The 17,938-nt window shown below is 59.0% G+C and carries 12 protein-coding genes; 9 read left to right on the plus strand and 3 right to left on the minus strand.

Annotated elements, in window-relative coordinates; translation table 11 throughout:
- Window positions 1-26: 26 nt before the first annotated feature.
- Window positions 27-1,142, plus strand: coding sequence for a DUF3089 domain-containing protein (locus PUV54_RS01780; protein ID WP_274493801.1), 1,116 nt, complete (start codon window positions 27-29; stop codon window positions 1,140-1,142).
- Between the two features lie 9 nt (window positions 1,143-1,151).
- Here the strand turns inward: PUV54_RS01780 and PUV54_RS01785 are convergent, their stop codons facing one another.
- The gene (locus tag PUV54_RS01785; RefSeq protein WP_274493802.1) at window positions 1,152-2,597 is read right to left on the minus strand and encodes an MmgE/PrpD family protein; all 1,446 of its coding nucleotides are present in this window, start codon (window positions 2,595-2,597) and stop codon (window positions 1,152-1,154) included.
- Between the two features lie 103 nt (window positions 2,598-2,700).
- On the minus strand, window positions 2,701-4,929 hold the full coding sequence (locus PUV54_RS01790) for a TonB-dependent receptor (RefSeq protein WP_274493803.1): 2,229 nt from the start codon (window positions 4,927-4,929) through the stop codon (window positions 2,701-2,703).
- Between the two features lie 421 nt (window positions 4,930-5,350).
- Here PUV54_RS01790 and PUV54_RS01795 point away from each other — a divergent pair, with 421 nt between their 5' ends.
- From PUV54_RS01795 to PUV54_RS01805, 3 genes are all read left to right on the plus strand, one after another.
- On the plus strand, window positions 5,351-7,600 hold the full coding sequence (locus tag PUV54_RS01795; RefSeq protein ID WP_274493804.1) for a TonB-dependent receptor: 2,250 nt from the start codon (window positions 5,351-5,353) through the stop codon (window positions 7,598-7,600).
- Window positions 7,601-7,790: 190 nt separating this feature from the next.
- Window positions 7,791-9,395, plus strand: a complete 1,605-nt coding sequence (locus PUV54_RS01800; protein ID WP_274493805.1) for a long-chain fatty acid--CoA ligase — start codon at window positions 7,791-7,793, stop codon at window positions 9,393-9,395.
- Between the two features lie 114 nt (window positions 9,396-9,509).
- A protein-coding gene (locus tag PUV54_RS01805; protein WP_375210893.1) for an IS3 family transposase occupies window positions 9,510-10,633 on the plus strand; the annotation gives its coding sequence in 2 pieces (ribosomal slippage) (window positions 9,510-9,762 and window positions 9,762-10,633; 1,125 coding nt in all).
- A 240-nt stretch (window positions 10,634-10,873) separates the two neighbouring features.
- Here PUV54_RS01805 and PUV54_RS01810 read toward each other — a convergent pair.
- Window positions 10,874-12,829 (minus strand): winged helix-turn-helix domain-containing protein, encoded by a 1,956-nt coding sequence (locus tag PUV54_RS01810; RefSeq protein WP_274493807.1) that lies wholly within the window; start codon window positions 12,827-12,829, stop codon window positions 10,874-10,876.
- 382 nt (window positions 12,830-13,211) lie between these two features.
- Here PUV54_RS01810 and PUV54_RS01815 point away from each other — a divergent pair, with 382 nt between their 5' ends.
- From PUV54_RS01815 to PUV54_RS01835, 5 genes are all read left to right on the plus strand, one after another.
- On the plus strand, window positions 13,212-13,658 hold the full coding sequence (locus tag PUV54_RS01815) for a hypothetical protein (RefSeq protein ID WP_274493808.1): 447 nt from the start codon (window positions 13,212-13,214) through the stop codon (window positions 13,656-13,658).
- A gap of 99 nt (window positions 13,659-13,757) precedes the next feature.
- Entirely contained in the window at window positions 13,758-14,414 is a 657-nt protein-coding gene (locus PUV54_RS01820; RefSeq protein WP_274493809.1) for a hypothetical protein, read from the plus strand.
- Between the two features lie 80 nt (window positions 14,415-14,494).
- Window positions 14,495-15,445 carry a tetratricopeptide repeat protein gene (locus PUV54_RS01825; protein ID WP_274493810.1) on the plus strand — a complete coding sequence of 317 codons (951 nt, stop codon included), beginning with the start codon at window positions 14,495-14,497 and terminating at the stop codon, window positions 15,443-15,445.
- A gap of 25 nt (window positions 15,446-15,470) precedes the next feature.
- A complete protein-coding gene (locus tag PUV54_RS01830) occupies window positions 15,471-17,087 on the plus strand; it encodes a tetratricopeptide repeat protein (RefSeq protein WP_274493811.1) in 1,617 nt (538 codons plus the stop codon).
- 28 nt (window positions 17,088-17,115) lie between these two features.
- Complete coding sequence (locus PUV54_RS01835) at window positions 17,116-17,835, plus strand: hypothetical protein (RefSeq protein ID WP_274493812.1); 720 nt, start codon at window positions 17,116-17,118, stop codon at window positions 17,833-17,835.
- The last annotated feature ends 103 nt before the right edge of the window (window positions 17,836-17,938 follow it).

A 17,938-nucleotide genomic window follows, 5' to 3' on the forward strand; every position in this document is an offset into this window, starting at 1 on the left:
GCCCGCCGCCCACCAAGGACTCAGTAATGAAAATACATGTTCTGGCTTTGCTGGCGACGGCGCTCGCCGTCGCGTGCTCGTCGCAGAAAGATGACGAAACCAAAGTCGCACAAAGGCTGGTTTTCAAACCGGACCATGATTTTTCGCCAGACCTTGCCCCGCCGGCGCCGGACTATCGTTCGCCGGACGCCTGGGCGGCGCTGCCGGAGCGCAAGGACAACGCCGACCAGACGCCGGAAGGCGTTGCAGATAAGCAGGCGGAAGCGGCGGCCGATGTCTTTTTCATCCACCCGACAACCTATTTCAAAAAGGACGGATGGAACGCGCTTTATGACAATTCCGGCGAAGGCCGCATGAGCGTCGAAGAGGGAACCTTGCGAGGCCAAGCAAGCGTTTTTAACGGTTGCTGCCGCGTTTTCGCGCCACGCTATCGCCAGGCGACGCTTTATACGTTCTTTGCATTCAACGAAAACAGCGAACACGCCCTTGATCTCGCCTATCAGGACATCGCCGCAGCGTTCGATAATTTTATCCGTGAAAGAAACGACGGACGGCCCTTCATCATCGCCAGCCACAGCCAGGGCAGTTATCACGCCATGCGCCTTCTTGAAGAGCGCGTCATCGGCACAGACCTTATGGATAGGCTTGTCGCCGTTTATGCGGTCGGGGGGCCCGTGCCGGAAGCGTTCGCACCGGACCGGCTGCCGCCTTGCGACGACGCCCGGCAGACCCGCTGCATCATCGGCTGGAATACGGTCAGCAACAAAAACGAACCTGATCTGCGCCGCGACGAACGCGCCCTCATCTGGCTTGACGGCGGCTACCAGCCGGTCGCCGGGCGCCCGCTCTTATGCGTCAATCCGCTGAACTGGAAAGCAGGCGGCGGCGCGCCCGCCAGCGACAATCTCGGCGCGCTTTCGGGCAATCAGGACCCCGGCGCCTTATCGGCGCTCCTCCCCCACCTCACCGGCGCCAGATGCGAAAACGGATATCTGGTGATCGATTTCAATGAAGACATAGACGGCTTTAAAAGCCGGCAGACTAAGAACGGCTCTTATCACGTTTTCGACTACAATCTCTTCTATATGAATATCCGCGCAAACGCGATCGATCGGGTCGACGCTTTTCTTGAAGAACAATGAGGCCGGTCTCTACGCGCCGCAGAGCTTTTGCGCATGCCGCACCCAAGCCCGCATGGAGCGTGCGTTTTTCAGCTCCATGCAGTGCTCGTGCAAATCCGCTTTTCGCTCTTCATTCAGCCGCGATCCGGCAAGCGCGTTGAATTTATTCATCCGCTGCGCTGCACTCAGCGGCGCAGGCGCATTGCGATCCGGATCCTGCGCGACGGCGTGAATTCTTTCTCCGTAGCGAAGCACGATTTCGATGGAAAGATGATCGCTGTCATTTACTTCAAACGATCCGGACCGCGCCAGCGAAATAATGTCCGGGTCCCGGAACGCTTCTTGCGTGTAATCGCCGGGCAGAACCGAACGGCGCACCAGCCACATGGCGACGACAAAGCTGAAATTGAGCGCCGCCCCGATCCGCGATGACGGCGGTTCAAAATCATTGATCTTGCGCGCCACAATACGGCTCCAGGAGGCGTTGCCGCGAACAATGAAACTTTCAATCGACGCCGGATCAAGCTCAGGAGGCGCCGCCGCCTGCAGGCCGTCAAGCGTCGGAATAATGGAATGCGATGCGGCGAAAAATTTAGGACGCAGATAAAGCGGCCCCTCAAGCCGGCCAAGATCATCCGTCAACTGCGCCAGCGCCGGCGCATCCGTCCCAGCGAAAAGGTGATAAAGCCCGGCGCGCCCCTCCAGAATGCGCGCCGCCCCGTGCTCGCCCAAGGCGGCGAGATCGGCGCTTTCGATCGCAGCGCGCGCGGCGCGCGCGACGATGATCCGCTTTTCGTCCGTCTGGTCGAAATAATATTGAAACGCGCCGCCAGCGGCGGAACCCGCGAGCGACATCGCCGAAGTGATGTCCGCAGCCGGCCTGCCCCGAAGGAAAGAGACGGCGGCGGCGGCGGCCGGTGGCCCCCATACGCCGGACGCCATCCAGCCCCGCGTTTGAACCGGCCCTACCGGCTGAACGAAACGCCCCTGAAGCGTGTAGCCGAGCGCCGCCGCGCGAAGAAATTCGGGCCCGCTTGCATCCGCAGCCTGCGCCGCGGCAAGACAGGCCGGCATGATGACCGCCGAGGCGCGCAGCTCTCCGCGTGGATCGCTGTCGTCGATTTCAGCGGCGTGCAGCAAATACGCCATCGCAGAAGCGGCGCCTGTCTGCGAAGAAACAAGGTCGGCCGTCAACACGTCCGCATCGCGGCCGGGCGTGTTTTTTGCGAAATAGGCGGCCGCGCTCATCGGACGCGCAAGCGTTCCCGCATAAAGCATCGACGCAAGATTATCGAGCAAGGTCCACGCGACGCGCTCTTCGACCTCAACCGGCGCTCGCTCGGGCAACGCCGTCACGGCTTCTGCAATCGCTTTGGTAAAGCTGTCCGGCGGCACTTGGCTTTTCTCAGTCAGGGCGCAGGCCGGCCCGGCGCCAGCCAACGCCGCCGCGCCGCCCAACACGCTTCTGCGCGTCATGGCGCTTTTTGAACCGCGAAAATCCGACAAAAAAACCTCTCTTTTTGCTGGTGGCAGCATGCTCATATTTTTCAGCGTTCGCCATGGCGCACATCGGGTTTGCTCAGAACCTGTAACGCAGTTCCACGCCGGTCGCGCGCGGCGTTCCGAGCCTTTGCGTCGTCGCTTCCTGGAAAGTGAGATACTGTTCATCAAAGAGATTGTTGACAAAACCGGCGATCTCGATCCGGTCATAGGTTACGCCGAACCGAAGATTGACGATTTGAAAATTATCAAGCAACGGAGACGGAACCGTCAGCTCCTGCGTTCCGCCCCATTGCCCGTAAGCGAACAAATTGACGAACATGTCGATCTTGTCGTTGAACGGCTGACGATAGTTGAGGTTTGAAGAAGCAAGCCAGTTCGGCGTCTGCGCCGTCGGCACGCCGGTCAGCGGTCCCTCCGTCACTTTTCCGTCCTGGCGAGAGGCCGCCAAAGTCGCCGTCAGCGTCCCTGCCCCGACCTCGAACGAACCGTTGAATTCGGCTTCAACGCCCCAGGTTCGCGCCTTGCCCGCATTGTCGAGAAAAACCGTCGGGGCCACCGGACACGCCGGCAGGGTCACGCTGCAGCCATTGTCACGCTGCACGATGAGATCATCGGCCTCGGCGACATAGCCCGCAATCGCTACATATAAGTCGCCAAACTGGCCCTTTACGCCGCCCTCATACTCCGTCGAGGTTTCATCATTATAGGCGGCCGGGACCGGTATTGGCTGCAACGGCGTGCCAAGACTCGCATTGAACCCGCCGGCGCGATAGCTGCTCCCGACTTTTCCGTAGATTTGCCAGTCATCGGCGAAGCGATAAGCCAGCGTCGCATTATAGGAAACATTATCCGACGACCGGTCAGCGGAAAAATTGAACGCATCCCCGCCTGTTTCCATGCCGGTGAAATCGTCGATCAAGCTCGACGTGCTGGAACGGTCGTCATTTGTGTAACGCAGTTCTCCCGTCAGGTTCAGCCGCGGCGTGATGTCTATCCCTAAAGACCCGAAAAACGCATAGGAATCATATTCCAGATCGACATCCGCACGGGTCCGCGTGAACACATTGATGATCTGGTTCGTTTGCGTCAGGCGGAAGGCGTTGCTGTCTTGCGTGAGATATTCAAAACCGCCCAGCCAGACGACGCGATCGTCAAACAGTGTTCCGGTCAGATGCGCGACCTCGGTGATCGTCCTCGTTTCGTCGCGCTGATTGACGTAACTTTCACCGCCAAGCGGGAAAATCACCTCCCCGCTCAGATACGCTTCAAGCGCGCGCTCAGGCGTGATGGCGTCGGCGTCAAACGTATATTCGGAATTGCGCTGACGGATCAGCGTGTTCGAATGCAGCGTCGCCCAGCCAAGATCATATTCGATTGAAAGACCGCCGGCGTTGATTTCCTGATGCGCGAAAGGCTCCGTGCTGTGGTCGTATTCATAAGGCGGCTGGACGAAGCCGAGGGGAAAGATCGGTCCCGGGTCGATGACGACGCGATAGGTGATCGCCGGCACATCGAGATTCTGACGCTCGCCAAGAAGCGTGACGTCAAGCCGGTCATTTTTGTATCGGACTTGCCCCCTATAGTCCAAGCCTTCCTGTCGGTCGAAATAAACGTCATTGCTCGGATTATAGAAAAAGCCTTCATTTTGATGAACGCCGTCGATCCCGACACGAAACGCCCATTCGTCCGAGGGCGATGCGTTCAGCACAAGCTGGCCTTCTTTTCCTTTCGTCTGCGTCGTGTAGCGCAGGTCGAGATAGCCGCTGTTTTCGAATTTCGGTTTCGCCGTGATCAAGTTGACGGCGCCGCCGACTGCATTGCGCCCGTAAAGCGCCCCTTGCACGCCCCGCAGCACCTCAACACGCTCCGCATCGAAAATATCAAGGCGGGAAAAACTGCGCCCGCCAACCGTGCCGCCGCCGATGTAAACGCCATCACGATAAAGCCCCACGCTCGGATCGGCGTTTGTCGCGCGCGCTGTCGAAGAACCGCGGATGGACACTTCGGAATTGACGGGCGAGGTCGTATCGAAGAAACGCACGCCCGCCTGGCCCGCAAGAAGGTCCTTGGCGGATCGCGGCCCGCCCCTCTCCTGAAGATAGTCGGCGGAGAGCACCGCGGCCGACGCAGGCACATCCGACAGACGCTCTTCACGGCGGCGCGCCGTGACGACGATCAGGTCGCTTGCGGCGGCCGACGCGTCAATATCAGCAGCGCCAGCTTCCGCCTGCGCCGCCGCGCCGCCGCTCGCCAGCGAAAGCGCCCCCAGAGCCACGCCGCTCGCAAGCCAATCACCCAGTTTCATCTGCCGCCTCCCTTACACGCCGGCGCTGTTCGCGCGTTCGCCACCCGCGCGCCGTCAATTATGACTGTTATGCGAGCGATATTATGTCAATAATTCACAAATAGGAAGACGGTGGAGAGATTTCCTCGCGTAATTTTCAGCGCTGCAGCACGCCAGCGCCTCACTGAAAAGGCGCCGCGGGCCGCCGGGGGCGTCCCTATTTTCCTCATGTTTCCCAGAAAATGTGCCAGCCGAAGCGCCGCCGGCGCCAGCGCGTAATGGCTGGCAAGCCAAGGAATCGCAGGCGCTGTGGATTTTCACAGTTGCCTTTCACCAGACATTAAGTCAATAATCGACATATTGTAAAAATAGCCCGTCCACGCGCCGGCAAGAAGCGCAACAGACGGACAGCAGCCCGACATTCGGGCGCAAGGGAGGGAAAATGCGCAAGACTATCCTGACGGCTTCCGTCTGCGCCGCCGCGTTTACAGCAAGCGCCGGCGCGCAAGCACAACAATCGACGTCCGGCGACGTGATTGTGGTAACGGCCCAAAAGCGCGAGCAAAACATTCTCGACGTCGGCGCGACCGTGACTGCGATCAGCCAACAAACGCTTCGGGACGCGCGCGTCCTCGAAATGCGCGACATCGCGACTTTTGTTCCGAATGTCGACATCCGCGAACAGGCGCCCGGCACCCTGCCGGTGATCACCATTCGCGGCGTCGGACTCAATGATTTCAGCAACACCAACAACCCGAGCGCCGGCGTTTACATCGATGAAGTCTATCTCTCCTCGCTTGGGCTTCTTGCTTTCGACTTTTTCGACCTTGAGCGCATCGAAGTTCTGAAGGGCCCGCAAGGCACGCTTTACGGCCGCAACTCAACAGCGGGCGCCGTCAATTTCATCACGGCGAAACCGAATTTCGACGCCCCCCTGACCCGGCTGTCCGCTAGCTATGGCAATTACGACACGCTCGAAGTCGAGGGCGTGACCAATATTCCCGTTACCGAAGAACTCGCCATTCGCCTCGGCGCCAAGTCCATCCGCCAGTGGGAGGGCTATTATTTCAACCGCGCAGTCGACGACGATATCGGCGAACGCAACATCGCGCTCGGCCGCGCGCAGCTTCGCTGGACGCCGGGAGACAGCGCGGACATTCTGTTGAAAGTCGAGGGCTACTCGAACAATTCCGGACTTGGTCAGGGCGCGTTTTTCGGCGCTGTAGACTATACAAACCCGCCGAGTTTTGCGTGCGCCGCCATTGCGGAAAATGAAATCGACCCGACCTGTACGGACTTTTTCGGCTACAGCGATCCTGACGGCGACCCTTACACAGGCGACTGGTCGGATCGGCAGTTTTACGACGCCAAACAGATCGGCGCGACGCTTCGCGGCGTATTCGACCTTGGCGGCGCGGAACTGACCAGCGTCACCGGCTTCATCGATCACTATCGTGAAGCTTATAACGATCTCGACGCCTCGCCGCTGACCGCGCTTGAATTCCTGCCGACCACAGACGTCCGGCAATATTCTCAGGAACTCAGGCTCGCCGGCAATCTCAATGAGAATTTTGACTGGCTCGTCGGCGCTTTCTGGTCGCACGATCACATCGTCGTCGGATCCACCGGCTATGCAGACGTCCTCTTTCAAACCCGCACAAGCGGCTTTGGCGACCAGACGACGGATTCAGTCGCCGGTTTTATCCACGGCGAATATGCGCTGACCGACACGCTATCCGTTATCGGCGGCCTCCGGCTCACCTGGGAGGAAAAAGAATACACGGCGCGCGTCTTTGACGACAATCCGTTCGGCACGAGCTGCCTGATCAGCCTCACCTGCTCGCCGGGCCCGACGCCTCAAATTACGCTCGCTGCGGCGGACGCCCTTAAAGCGGAAGACACCAACCTCTCCTGGAAAGCCGGGCTCGACTGGAAGCCGCTTCCTTCAACGCTGCTTTACGTCAGCGCCTCGCGCGGCGTGAAATCGGGCGGCTTCTTCTTCGGCTTCGCCACAAACAGCGGCTCCTTCCAGCCCTTCGAACCGGAAAGCCTGGTCTCTTATGAAGCCGGCGTGAAGCACCAGACCGCGAACGGCGCCCTGCGGCTGGCCGCGAGCGGGTTTTATTACGACTATTCCGACATCCAGACCTTCATCCGCGACCAGTCGGGCGCAGTCCCGTTCCAGCGCCTCGGCAACGTTGATGAAGCGAATCTGTACGGCGCCGATCTCGAAGCGACATTGGCGCCGCCGGCAATTGAAGGGTTGACGCTGACGGTCGGGCTCGGACTTCTCGATTCCGAATTGGGCGAGTTTGTCGCCCTTTCCGGCCCGGCGCCGAAGGGCAACGAATTCCCCAATGCGCCCAGCGTCACCTTCAACACCCTGGCGCGTTATGAACGCGCGATCTCTCCCGGATTGCGCGGCGTCATCCAGATTGACGGCCGCTATTCCGGCTCCACCTTCAAGGACGCGCTCAACGATCCGCTGATCGCGTCTGACAGTTTCACGTTATGGAACGGCCGGCTCGCCGTTGGCGCTGAGGACGGAAGCTGGGAAGCCGCGCTCTGGGCCAAAAATATCTTTGACGAAGCTTATAAGGTTCAAGGCGTCAATCTGACGAGCCTCGGTTTCGGCTATGAAAACTACAATCCACCGCGCACTTTCGGCGGAACGATAACCGTTCAGTTTTAAGCGCCTGGATTGACCAGATGTGAGCGGAGCGCTTCCTCCCCCGTTCCGCTCACATTCCCTCACCCCGGCAGAGGCCGGCGTGCAATTTTCCGGAAGACGGCCGGATTTGCTATGTAAACTGCATGGCCTGATCTGCTAAGCACTCTGCAAATGTAAAAAAATTTGGGAAGAAACCGTGCTTGACGGGCTCATGCAACGTTCGCCGCTGATGATCAGCGGCATTCTGGACTACGCGGCCAACGCGCATGGCGACAGGGAAATCGTCTCCCGACTCCTAGACGAGCCTTTGCATCGCTATGACTACGCCGGATTGCGCCGCCGCGCGGCGAAATGCGCACAGATGCTCAAAACGCAAGGAGTAGCGCCCGGAGAATGCGTCACCTCTCTTGCCTGGAACACGCACCGGCATCTTGAGTTATTTTACGCCGTTCCCGGCATTGGAGCCGTTTTGCATACGGCCAATCCCAGATTTTCAGAGCAACAGCTCGCCTACACCATCAATCATGCGGGCAGCCGGATTTTGATGTTTGACAAGTCTTTCGCCGCGCTGGTCGAACGCCTGCGGCCGCAGCTTTCCTCCATCGATACTTTTATTGTGCTGTCGGAAGACGCCTCCTCCGTAAACGGCGAACTCAATGCGGCGAGATACGAAGATCTTATCGCCGATCAGGACGAGGAAATCGTTTGGCCCGCCTTTGATGAAAACGCCGGAGCGTTCTTGTGCTACACATCGGGAACGACCGGCGATCCCAAAGGCGTTCTCTACAGCCACCGGTCTGTCGTGCTGCACGGCCTGGCCGCCGGCCTGCCCGGCGCTTTCAATTTTTCCGCATTTGACTGCGTCATGCCCTGCTCTTCGCTTTATCACGCGACAGCCTGGGGCCTTCCTTTCGCTGCCGCGATCAATGGCTGCAAGATCGTGCTGCCTTGCGAAAAGATGGATGGCGCCAGTCTTCAGGAGCTTATCAAAAACGAAGGCGTCACCTTTTCCGGGGGCGTGCCGACCATATGGACCATGTATCTCGACCATCTTGCACGTACAGGCGAAACCACAGAAACGCTGGAACGCATCATCATCGGCGGATCGGCCGTGCCCCGCGCCATGGCGGAAACCTTCCGGGACAAATACGGCGTCACAGTTCGCCAGATCTGGGGCATGACCGAAACCAGCCCGCTCGGCGTCGTGGCGACGCCAACGCCCAAACTGGCGGCGCGCGGTGAAAAAGAGCTGAACGACGTCATCTGGACCCGTCAGGGCCGTCTGCAATTCGGCATTGAACTCAAGATCGTCGACGACGATGGCAAGGCGTTGCCGAATGACGGCGAAACCTCTGGCGCACTTCTTGTTCGCGGCCCATGGACGATTGAACGCTATTACCGGGCGGAGAAATCCGCGCTTGATGCAGACGGATGGTTCGACACCGGCGACATCGCCACGATCGACTCGCAAGGTTTCCTGCGCATTACTGACCGCAGCAAAGACGTCATCAAATCCGGCGGCGAATGGATCAGCTCCATCGATATCGAAAACGCGGCCGTCTCGCACCCGGACATTCGAATCGCCGCTGTCGTCGGCGTGAAGCATCCAAAATGGGAAGAGCGCCCAATTCTCGTCGTTGAAACACATAACGGCGCCGCCCTGTCGGATCAGGAGGTCCTGAGCCATATCGAGCCGCATTTTGCAAAATGGTGGCTTCCGGACGCCGTTATCTTCGCAGAGGTGCCGCTGACGGCGACTGGAAAAATCGACAAGAAGAAACTGCGCGATCAATATAGATCACGCTTATTGTTTTGAACAGGGCGCCCACGCAACACTTATGGCCTGACCCATCGAAGTTGAGGTGACATTGTGAAAGTGGCCCAGACTCAGGGTTAGTTTTCCGGCGAAAATCTCGAGAAGGAGATCGCCGTGAAGAGGAAGAGATATTCAGTTGAACAAATTGTCGCCGTCCTGAAGCAGGCCGAGATGGGAACGCCGGTTGCGGACCTGATTCGGCATGCCGGCATTACTGAACAGACCTTTTATCGATGGAAGAAGAAGTATGCCGGCCTCGAGAGTGACCAGGTGCGGGAGCTGAAGCAGGTTCTCGATGAGAACACGCGTCTGAAGAAGCTTGTTGCGGAGTTAAGCCTCGACAAATCTGTGCTCCAGGATGTTCTTTCAAAAAAGTTTCCCGGCCAGCGCTCATGAAGGAAGTTGTAGCCTATATCATGGCGGCGCATGGCTACAGCGAGCGCAGGGCCTGTCAGGTGACGCGCCAGCATCGATCGACCCAGCGGAAGAAAATGGTCAGCGATCCGCTGACAGAGCTGCGCCAGCGCATGCATGAGATTGTGGCGACGCGCATCCGCTATGGCTATCGAAGGGTTCACATCATGCTCAAGCGTGAAGGCTGGAAGATCGGCCACAACAGAGTCTACCGGGTCTACCGTGAAGAGGGTTTAGTCCTGAAAACAAAGCGTCCGCGGCGCCGGAAGATGGCGACGCATCGCGAGGCGCGATGTCAACCGAAAGTGCCGAACGAAGCCTGGAGCCTCGACTTCGTTCACGATCAGCTTTCGAATGGCCAGAAGATCAGGGCGCTTACCATCATTGATGTCTACACCCGCGAATGTTTGGCGATCGAGGTCGGCTATCGGCTGCGAGGGGAGAATGTGGTCGAGGTTTTGAACCGGCTCGTTCGCTTCCGTGGCGCGCCCAAAGCGCTGTTCTGTGACAATGGCGCCGAGTTCACCGGCCAGATGGTGGATCTGTGGGCTTACCACAACAAGGTCCGCATGGACTTCTCCAAGCCCGCCACACCGACTGACAACGCCCATATCGAGTCTTTCAACGGCTCGCTGCGCGACGAGTGCCTCAATCTGCATTGGTTCGAAACGCTGGCCGAGGCGAAACGGGAAATCGAAGCCTGGAGACGCGATTACAATGAGAGCCGGCCTCACATGGCCCTTGGCAACATCGCCCCTTCGGAATATGCTTTGCAAGCAAGGAATTGCCGGACCACAATGGAAAGATCAGCAGTCGGAAAATAACGCTGACCCTGGACCACCATTCCCAAGCGCTTCACAGCAGTCGGAAAATAACGCTGACCCTGGACCACCATTCCCAAGCGCTTCAACAACACGCCGAGTCTAACAAATGGCTCGGAACACTTCGATGGGTCAGGCCAGTAAGGACAGCGGGTTCGGCCGCCGATATGGACAACGAACCGCCGCGCTTGAGTCGGGCATGCGGCTATGTAGACTCAGACTAACGTCCCCGATCCGGCGCGTTCAGCTGCTCAAGTTAAGTTGCTCGAGCAAACCTAAAAACCGCATGTCCTCGCGGATCAGATCATAGAGTGGGTTGATCTTGAGAAACATCACGCCGCGCGCCCCGTCCTCGACGCCCTTTTCCAGCCATAAAAACGCTTCGTCATGTTCGCCGAGATTAGCGTAAATCTGCGCGATCAACGGCGCCGGCACATAGTCATCCCGGTCAAGGAGGTTTTCTAAGATAGTTTGCGCTTCCGCCATTCGGCCGGCGCGGGCGAGTGCGACGGCGAGATCGGATTCAGCGACCGCCGCGCCGTTCATCAGGCGCGCTGCGTTTGAAAAGGATTCGATTGCCTCATTGGCTTGCCCTAGAAGAAGCTGGGCGCGCCCGAGCACTCTGTATCCGTCGGCGAACGCGGCGTCTTCCAACAGTACGGCGCCGGCCTCCCGCATGGCGTCGTCATAGCGCCGCGCGTTGAAGTATGCCCAGGCGAGGTTGTTGTGAATTCCGATATCGCCATTGATTCCAATATTGGCTGCGCCGTCTTCCAGTAATTTTTTCAATATGCTGATCGCGACGTCGTGATTGCCCACAATGGAGTTGGTCAATGCGTAACCGAGCGGCGGCGTTCCAGAGAGTTCAAAAGCGCGTTCATAGGCTGAGAGCGCGCCGGGCCAGTCCTGGTCGCCCCAGGCCAGAACGTCGCCATAAACCGACAACGCCGACGCTCGCGTCAAAGGGTTGGCCGCCGACACGCCGTAAACCAGCGAAGCTTTCACTTTCGGTATAGCCTCCGCCGGCGTCATCCAGCCGTAATGCGTGCCGGCGAAATAATATGCCCTGCCCATTGCAAGCCGGGCTTCGGCGAATTCAGGATCAAGCGCGACCGCCCGTTGAAAAAAGTCTATGGAGCGCCTGTTTCCCTCAGGCGTCCATTTACGCAACTCGTGAATGCCGATGAGATATTGCTCATAGGCCTCAAAATTCTCCGTCGGCAGCGTTGTCAGGAGATCGCGTTCCGTTTCGCTGATCTCGTCGGCGAGAGCGTCAGCGATGTTGATCGCGATGTCCCGTTGAATCGCCAATATGTCTTCGGCCTGCCGGTCATAGGTCGACGACCATAAGTGTGCCCCGTTTTCGGCGGAAATCAGCTGAGCAGTAACGCGCAACCTGCCGCCCTCGCGGCGGACGCTTCCCTCAAGAATATTGGCGACGCGCAGACGACGCGCGATTTCCGTAATCGAGTCCTTGCTGTCGCGAAATTGAAAAGAGTCCGTGCGCGACGCCACTCTCAGCGAATCGATTTGCGAAAGCGCATGCAAAATTTCCTCGGCCAGTCCGTCCGAAAAATAAACATTGCCCTGTTCGCCGCTCATATTGACGAAAGGCAGGACGGCGATGGAGTTCGGGTCCAGCTCTTCAGAATTGTCCGCATTCGCCGTCTCGACGGTGGGCTGGCGTTGAAAGTAAGCGATCGCGCCGGCGACCATAACAAGCGCGGCGAGGATGGAAGCCAGAACCGCGCCACGCCAGCGGGCTGTAAGAGCGCGGCCCTTCCGTGTCTGCGCCGGCTCGACAATGCGCCCAGCTGTCGGCGGCGGAGCGGCGGCGTCAGCCCTTGCCTCAGTCTCTGGCTCAACCGGCGCGCAGAGCCGGTATCCCTGTTTCGGAATCGTTTGAATCAGTCGTCGATCAGCATTCGTGTCCTCAAGCGCCCGCCGCAGAAGCGATATGGCGTTGTTGAGGGATTGATCCGCGCCGGGCGCGCCGTTCCACACTGCATCGATCAGTTCCTGACGGCGCACCGTTTCGCCCTGTCGCTGCGCGAGGGCGACCAGCACAGCCATGACCCGCGGTTCGACTTCGACCGTGGAGTTTGCCGAAACAATAACATGCGCGGCGGGATCGATTCTGCGGCCGGCAAGCGCAAAGGGCTGATTCAGCTCCGGCTCCCATAAGCGTACGTTGGACATGGCCTCACTCGCTTCGGCCCGGCTGCGTCTATAGATGCGCTCAAACCGTCAGCCGAGTTTGTTTTACAGGCGCCGCCGTCTTTACAAATCATATTTTATGCGCCTGCGAAGACATAAATCAACGTTCGCTGGCGTGTTCGGCGAAATCTTCCTTCAGCTTTTCTTAAGCTTTCTTCCGCCGAAATTATGTTTTCTTTCAATACATTGCATCTCCGTCTCCATAGGCTCTGACAATGATTGGGGGCGGTCAACGGCCCTGGCGGGCGCGCCGGGGCCGGGCGATCGCGCTTCATTTGACGCGCTGCGCAGAAAACCGACCCGCCTTTGGATGCGGGCCAACTGTCCGAAGGGAGCAGCCGATCGGCCGCGAGGAGAACGACACATGAAAAACGCCTTGCTTGCATCCCTCATCGCGGTCGCAGCATGCGCTAACGATCCTTTATACGATGACCCCGTTCAAGACACGTTCCGCGAGCTTGAGGACAACCGTAATGCTAATGCGAGGACGTGCTCCTACAGATTTGACGCTGTCGAGGCTGCAGCGGCGACGCTTGATGAAGCAATCCGGGCGGGCGATGCAGCCCGCTATAGTCCGGAGCTGGATAGGCTGAAGGGGGCGTGCGACGGATTCTACAGCCTTGATCTTTTTCCCGATTCTCTTCCTCGCCCCCGCTCCGCTTTCATCAGAGGGAGCTGCGCCGAAGCCTTGAAGAAGGCCGGAGACCCGACGATCGGCCGGCAAATGGTCGAAAGAGCGAACGCATTGTGCGAGGCCGCTCGCGGCCTGCCCGCAAACATGCCGGATCAACCTGACGGAAATGGCCAATGACGGGGAAGCGAGTTTTTATGACGTGCGGCGACTGCAGGCCGCGCGCTGGAATGTCAGAAATGAAAATCCGGCGTGTTTCGCCGTACGGAGGAACTTGAAATGCATAGAGCGCCTTGCAAACGAACAGTGAGCCGATCAGGACGCATTGGCGAATTGACTGCAATGCTGACGATCGGCGCCGCCATCGCGGTATCCGCAGCGGCGGACGAGATGAAAAGCGCATGGACGCAAGACGATATCGCCGCGCTGTTTCCCGCTCCGTTGGATTCATGGTCCGCCGGGGACGTCGCCATTGAGGAACGCGATACAATCGTAAGCGGGCTTGAATCATTTGCACTCGCCCCTCTGGCCGAAACTGCGACCGCCGGCGTCAGCGTGCGGCTGAAAGCGACGCGGGCGTACCGTTCCGGCGACCGCGCGATCGCCATTTCTATCGACACGGAAGATATCGAAACAGCCGCGATGGTCGACGCCGTCGACGCCGTTGCGAGCGCCGAGGACGACGGACCCGACGAACTTGTCGCTTTGGGAGAGGAACTTCTCGCGGCAGGCGTTACAGCGCTGTCGCGCGACGGTTATCGGGGCGTTTCGGCGGAGACCGACAGCGAAGCTGGACGCGCGTTCAAAATCGGATCGGCCGGCGTCGTCTCGCTTGAATGCGCGTATCCCGATTGTGGCGCTGACCTCGACGTCATGGTCGAACGTCTCGACCTTTTCGCTATCGCGGAGTTCGCCGCCTTCGATCATCGGCGGTGACAACGCAGCCAAAGGAGATCCGTGCAATGAACCGTAGACTGATCGAATTCACCGTTTCGCGGCGGCAAAGGAGATAGGCGATGAACGAGATGCGAAACGCATTGGCGATTGCGCTCGCTGCGGCCGTGCTGTCTGCATGCGGCAGTCTCGATACGATGCTCGCCTGCGCGCCGACGGGCGGCGGCGGGTGGAACACGGATTATGCTTCGCCGGGCCCGATCGGAACGCGAAATCCTTACACATATGACGACGCAGGCTGCGCGGCCGCGAAGGCGGAAAAAGAAACGCAGGCGTATTATCGGGAGAAGGCCGAACGACAGGCCAGGAACGGATCGTCCTATGACAAGTTCAGCCTCGGCGAAAAATATGAGACGGGCGGAACGGCCTGGATCGACGACGTGGACGGCACATGGCGCGGCGAGAGCGTCGATCTGAAAAAGAGCCGCCGGCGCGCGATCTATTGGTACAAAGAGGCGGTGAAACAGGGCGGATCCGGCGCCGACAAGGCGCGCGAGGCGCTGATCCGCCTTGGCAAGACACCGCCGGAGACGCCGCCCGCAACGCTCGTCGCGCAAGCTTATGACGCGCATAAAAAGGGCGACGACGCCGAGGCGGTCCGCCTGTGGCGCCGGGCCGCAGAAAAAGGAAATGCTTCGGCGCAATACAATCTGGGGTGGGCCCATGCGAACGGCCGCGGCGTCGCGCAGAACGATGTCGAGGCCGCTCGCTGGTATCGCAAGGCAGCAGAACAGGGCGATGCGGCCGCGCAGAATTCTCTCGGTGCGGCGTATGAACAAGGCCGCGGCGTCGCGCAGAACGATGTCGAAGCAGTTCGCTGGTTTCGTCTTGCGGCGGAGCAGGACCATGTACTTGCGCAATATAATCTTGCCTGGATGTATGAAAATGGGCGCGGCGTCGCCAAAGATCTCGACGAAGCGATCCGCTGGTATCGCAAGGCCGCCGAGAACGGAGACGAGAAAGCACAAAACGCGCTGGCCCGCATCCGCGCCTCGATATTTCGTCATGATTGATGGCGCTGCAAAGGGAGAATTCGTTTTGCCTTTTCTATCGCTTCTCGTCGCGCCGATTATCGCTGGCGCACAATACGGCCCGGCCGCGAGCGCATGCGAAGCCAGCGCCGGCGCGATCGGCCATCGGCTTTGGAGATTGCGCGCAAAATGTGTTTTCACCCTTCCTATTTTCGTATGCGTTGCAGCGGCATCGCCTCAAGCGCTAGCCGCGTCCGCCTGGGATAAATGCAGCAATGCGCTAGATGTAAAGAATGATTTTTGGGACGAGAAGATCGAGGCGTGCCAAAAGGTTATTCGCAAGGAAAAGAATCCCGAACGTCTCGCCGTCGCGCATTTTTACATGGCCGAAAATCTCGGCCATTCATACTATGCTTTTAGGAGAACCCGCAAAACCGATCCGTGCGATTTCGACAAGGAAAATTTCAGCTTTCAGGACGAACGGATTATGCAATCGGGGATATGTTTTCCTGAGGGGGCGGCGGCGGATCGGAGCTTCGAGCTATCATTTATCGCTCTTTCATATCGCGTGCAGCGCATCGCCGAGCCGACGACGACTGACTATAATGCAGTTCTGGCTGAATACGACAAGGCGCTTTCATATAGTCCCGGCAATGAGGAAATAAAAAAAGCGCGGGCGGATTTTGTCAGCATTATCCAGGACAGGAACGATGCTATTGTCGCGTCCCTGAATAACGCCGGGCGCGATGAATTCCGGGATCAACTTGCACGCGATGAATTCAACGCTGTGGCAAAACAGGCCGAAGAGCAATTTCGAGGCGGTGACTTCAAAAAGGCGAATGCTGACCTCGATGGGCTTATCGCCGACCCGCTTTTCGCCGACCAGCAAGCGACGTTTCGCCAAAACGCCTATTTGATGCGCGGCGTGTCGCGCCTGCAGCTAAACGATCCGTCTGGCGCGCTCGCCGATCTTACGAAATCGATCGAAATCAATCCGGACAGGAACACGTATTTTCAGCGCGGTCTTGCCTATGGGGCGCTCGGCAAGCCGGGAGACGCCGCCGCCGATTTTACGCGGGCGCTCGAAACAGCGCCGAACGATAATGCGAAAGCGGAATTGCTCTATCAGCGCGCGCTTGCGCGGTATGCGGCGAAAAATGCGGGCGGCGCGCTAGACGACTTTAACGCAGCGATTGCAATGATAGAGAACGGCGTCCTCTATGCTGCGCGCGGCAGGCTCTATCTGGACCGTCAGGACTATACAGCCGCAAAGGCCGATTTCGACCGCGCGCTGGCGCTCGGTCTGCCCGACGCAGCGCAGCGCGCATACGCCTATGAGTTGCGCGGCCAGGCGTCGGCCTATCTTCAGGACTATGACGGCGCCATTGCGGATTATACGCTCATCATCGATATGTCCGCCGCGCCCGCGGCCCGCAGGCTCGACGCGCGTCTGTCGCGCGCGATTCTTCATCACATGCGCCGCGACCGCGCAAAGGCGATGGCCGATTACGACGCTTTTTTCGCACGAATGGACGAGGCGAGCGAGCCAACGCGTGCGAAGGCGTTAGCGATTATCGACGGCCTCAAACGGGCCGGTCTTTATGACGGAAGCGGGGAACAATACGGCCCGGCGTTGCGCGGCGCGCTGGCGCAATGCGTCGCCGATCCTGCATGCCGGTTTTGATGATGACTGAAGCAAGGAAGCTGCGTCAATGAAGACCACAAAACGTACTTTTTCCCTAGGCTCAGCATTGATTGCCGTAATTGCAGCCGCCGGTGTCACCGGCTGTAGCGAGTCGCAGAAATATCCGCAATCGATCGAGATCGCCGCGCGTCCCGGCGCGGCGCTCGTCGTGCCGTTCAAGCAGCGGGTGAAAGGCGCGCCCAAACGCGCTTTGGGCGCTATTGAGGCAAGTCCGTTGATCGATCCCAATCCGTTGCCGCAGGGCGCTGAGTTGCTGGATTCGAGCCTTTACTTATTCGGCAGCGGCGATGTCGGCGGCGATGTTTTGATTTACGTGCCGGAGACAGCGTCCGGCGCATTCACATTCTCCCTGGCCGCGTCCGGCGACGGCCGCGGACAGAGCGCGAGCGCGGTGTTTTTCAAAACCGAAGCGACCGACGTGACCGTCCAAATTGCGGGCGCGCCGGTTGAGAACGCCCCGTCGTCCGACCTCGCTGGCCCGTGGACGCGAGACGACGAGGTCTGGACGTTTGAAGACGGGGTAATCCCCTCATTGCGCATTCTTTATCCTTCGGGCGAGGAGAAGGTTATGCGTTACGCGGCTTATCCGGACGGAGCCGGGCGGTGGTTTCTCATCGATTATGATCCGGCGGGCGCGACCTATTGGGCGAGCCTTGAAGGCGACACGCTTTTATTGGCGCATCCCGATGCTCAGTTCGAACCGTTCGCAACGCTCGCGCGGCAATAGAACGCGTGGCGTGCGAGAGCGGATTTTATTTGATTTCAATTAGATGTTCAGTCCCGGAAAGTTCTGGACTGGCAACTTGAGCGGCTTGACGAGTTTCGCAAAG

This window comes from Hyphococcus flavus (assembly GCF_028748065.1).
Lineage (GTDB): Bacteria > Pseudomonadota > Alphaproteobacteria > Caulobacterales > Parvularculaceae > Hyphococcus > Hyphococcus flavus.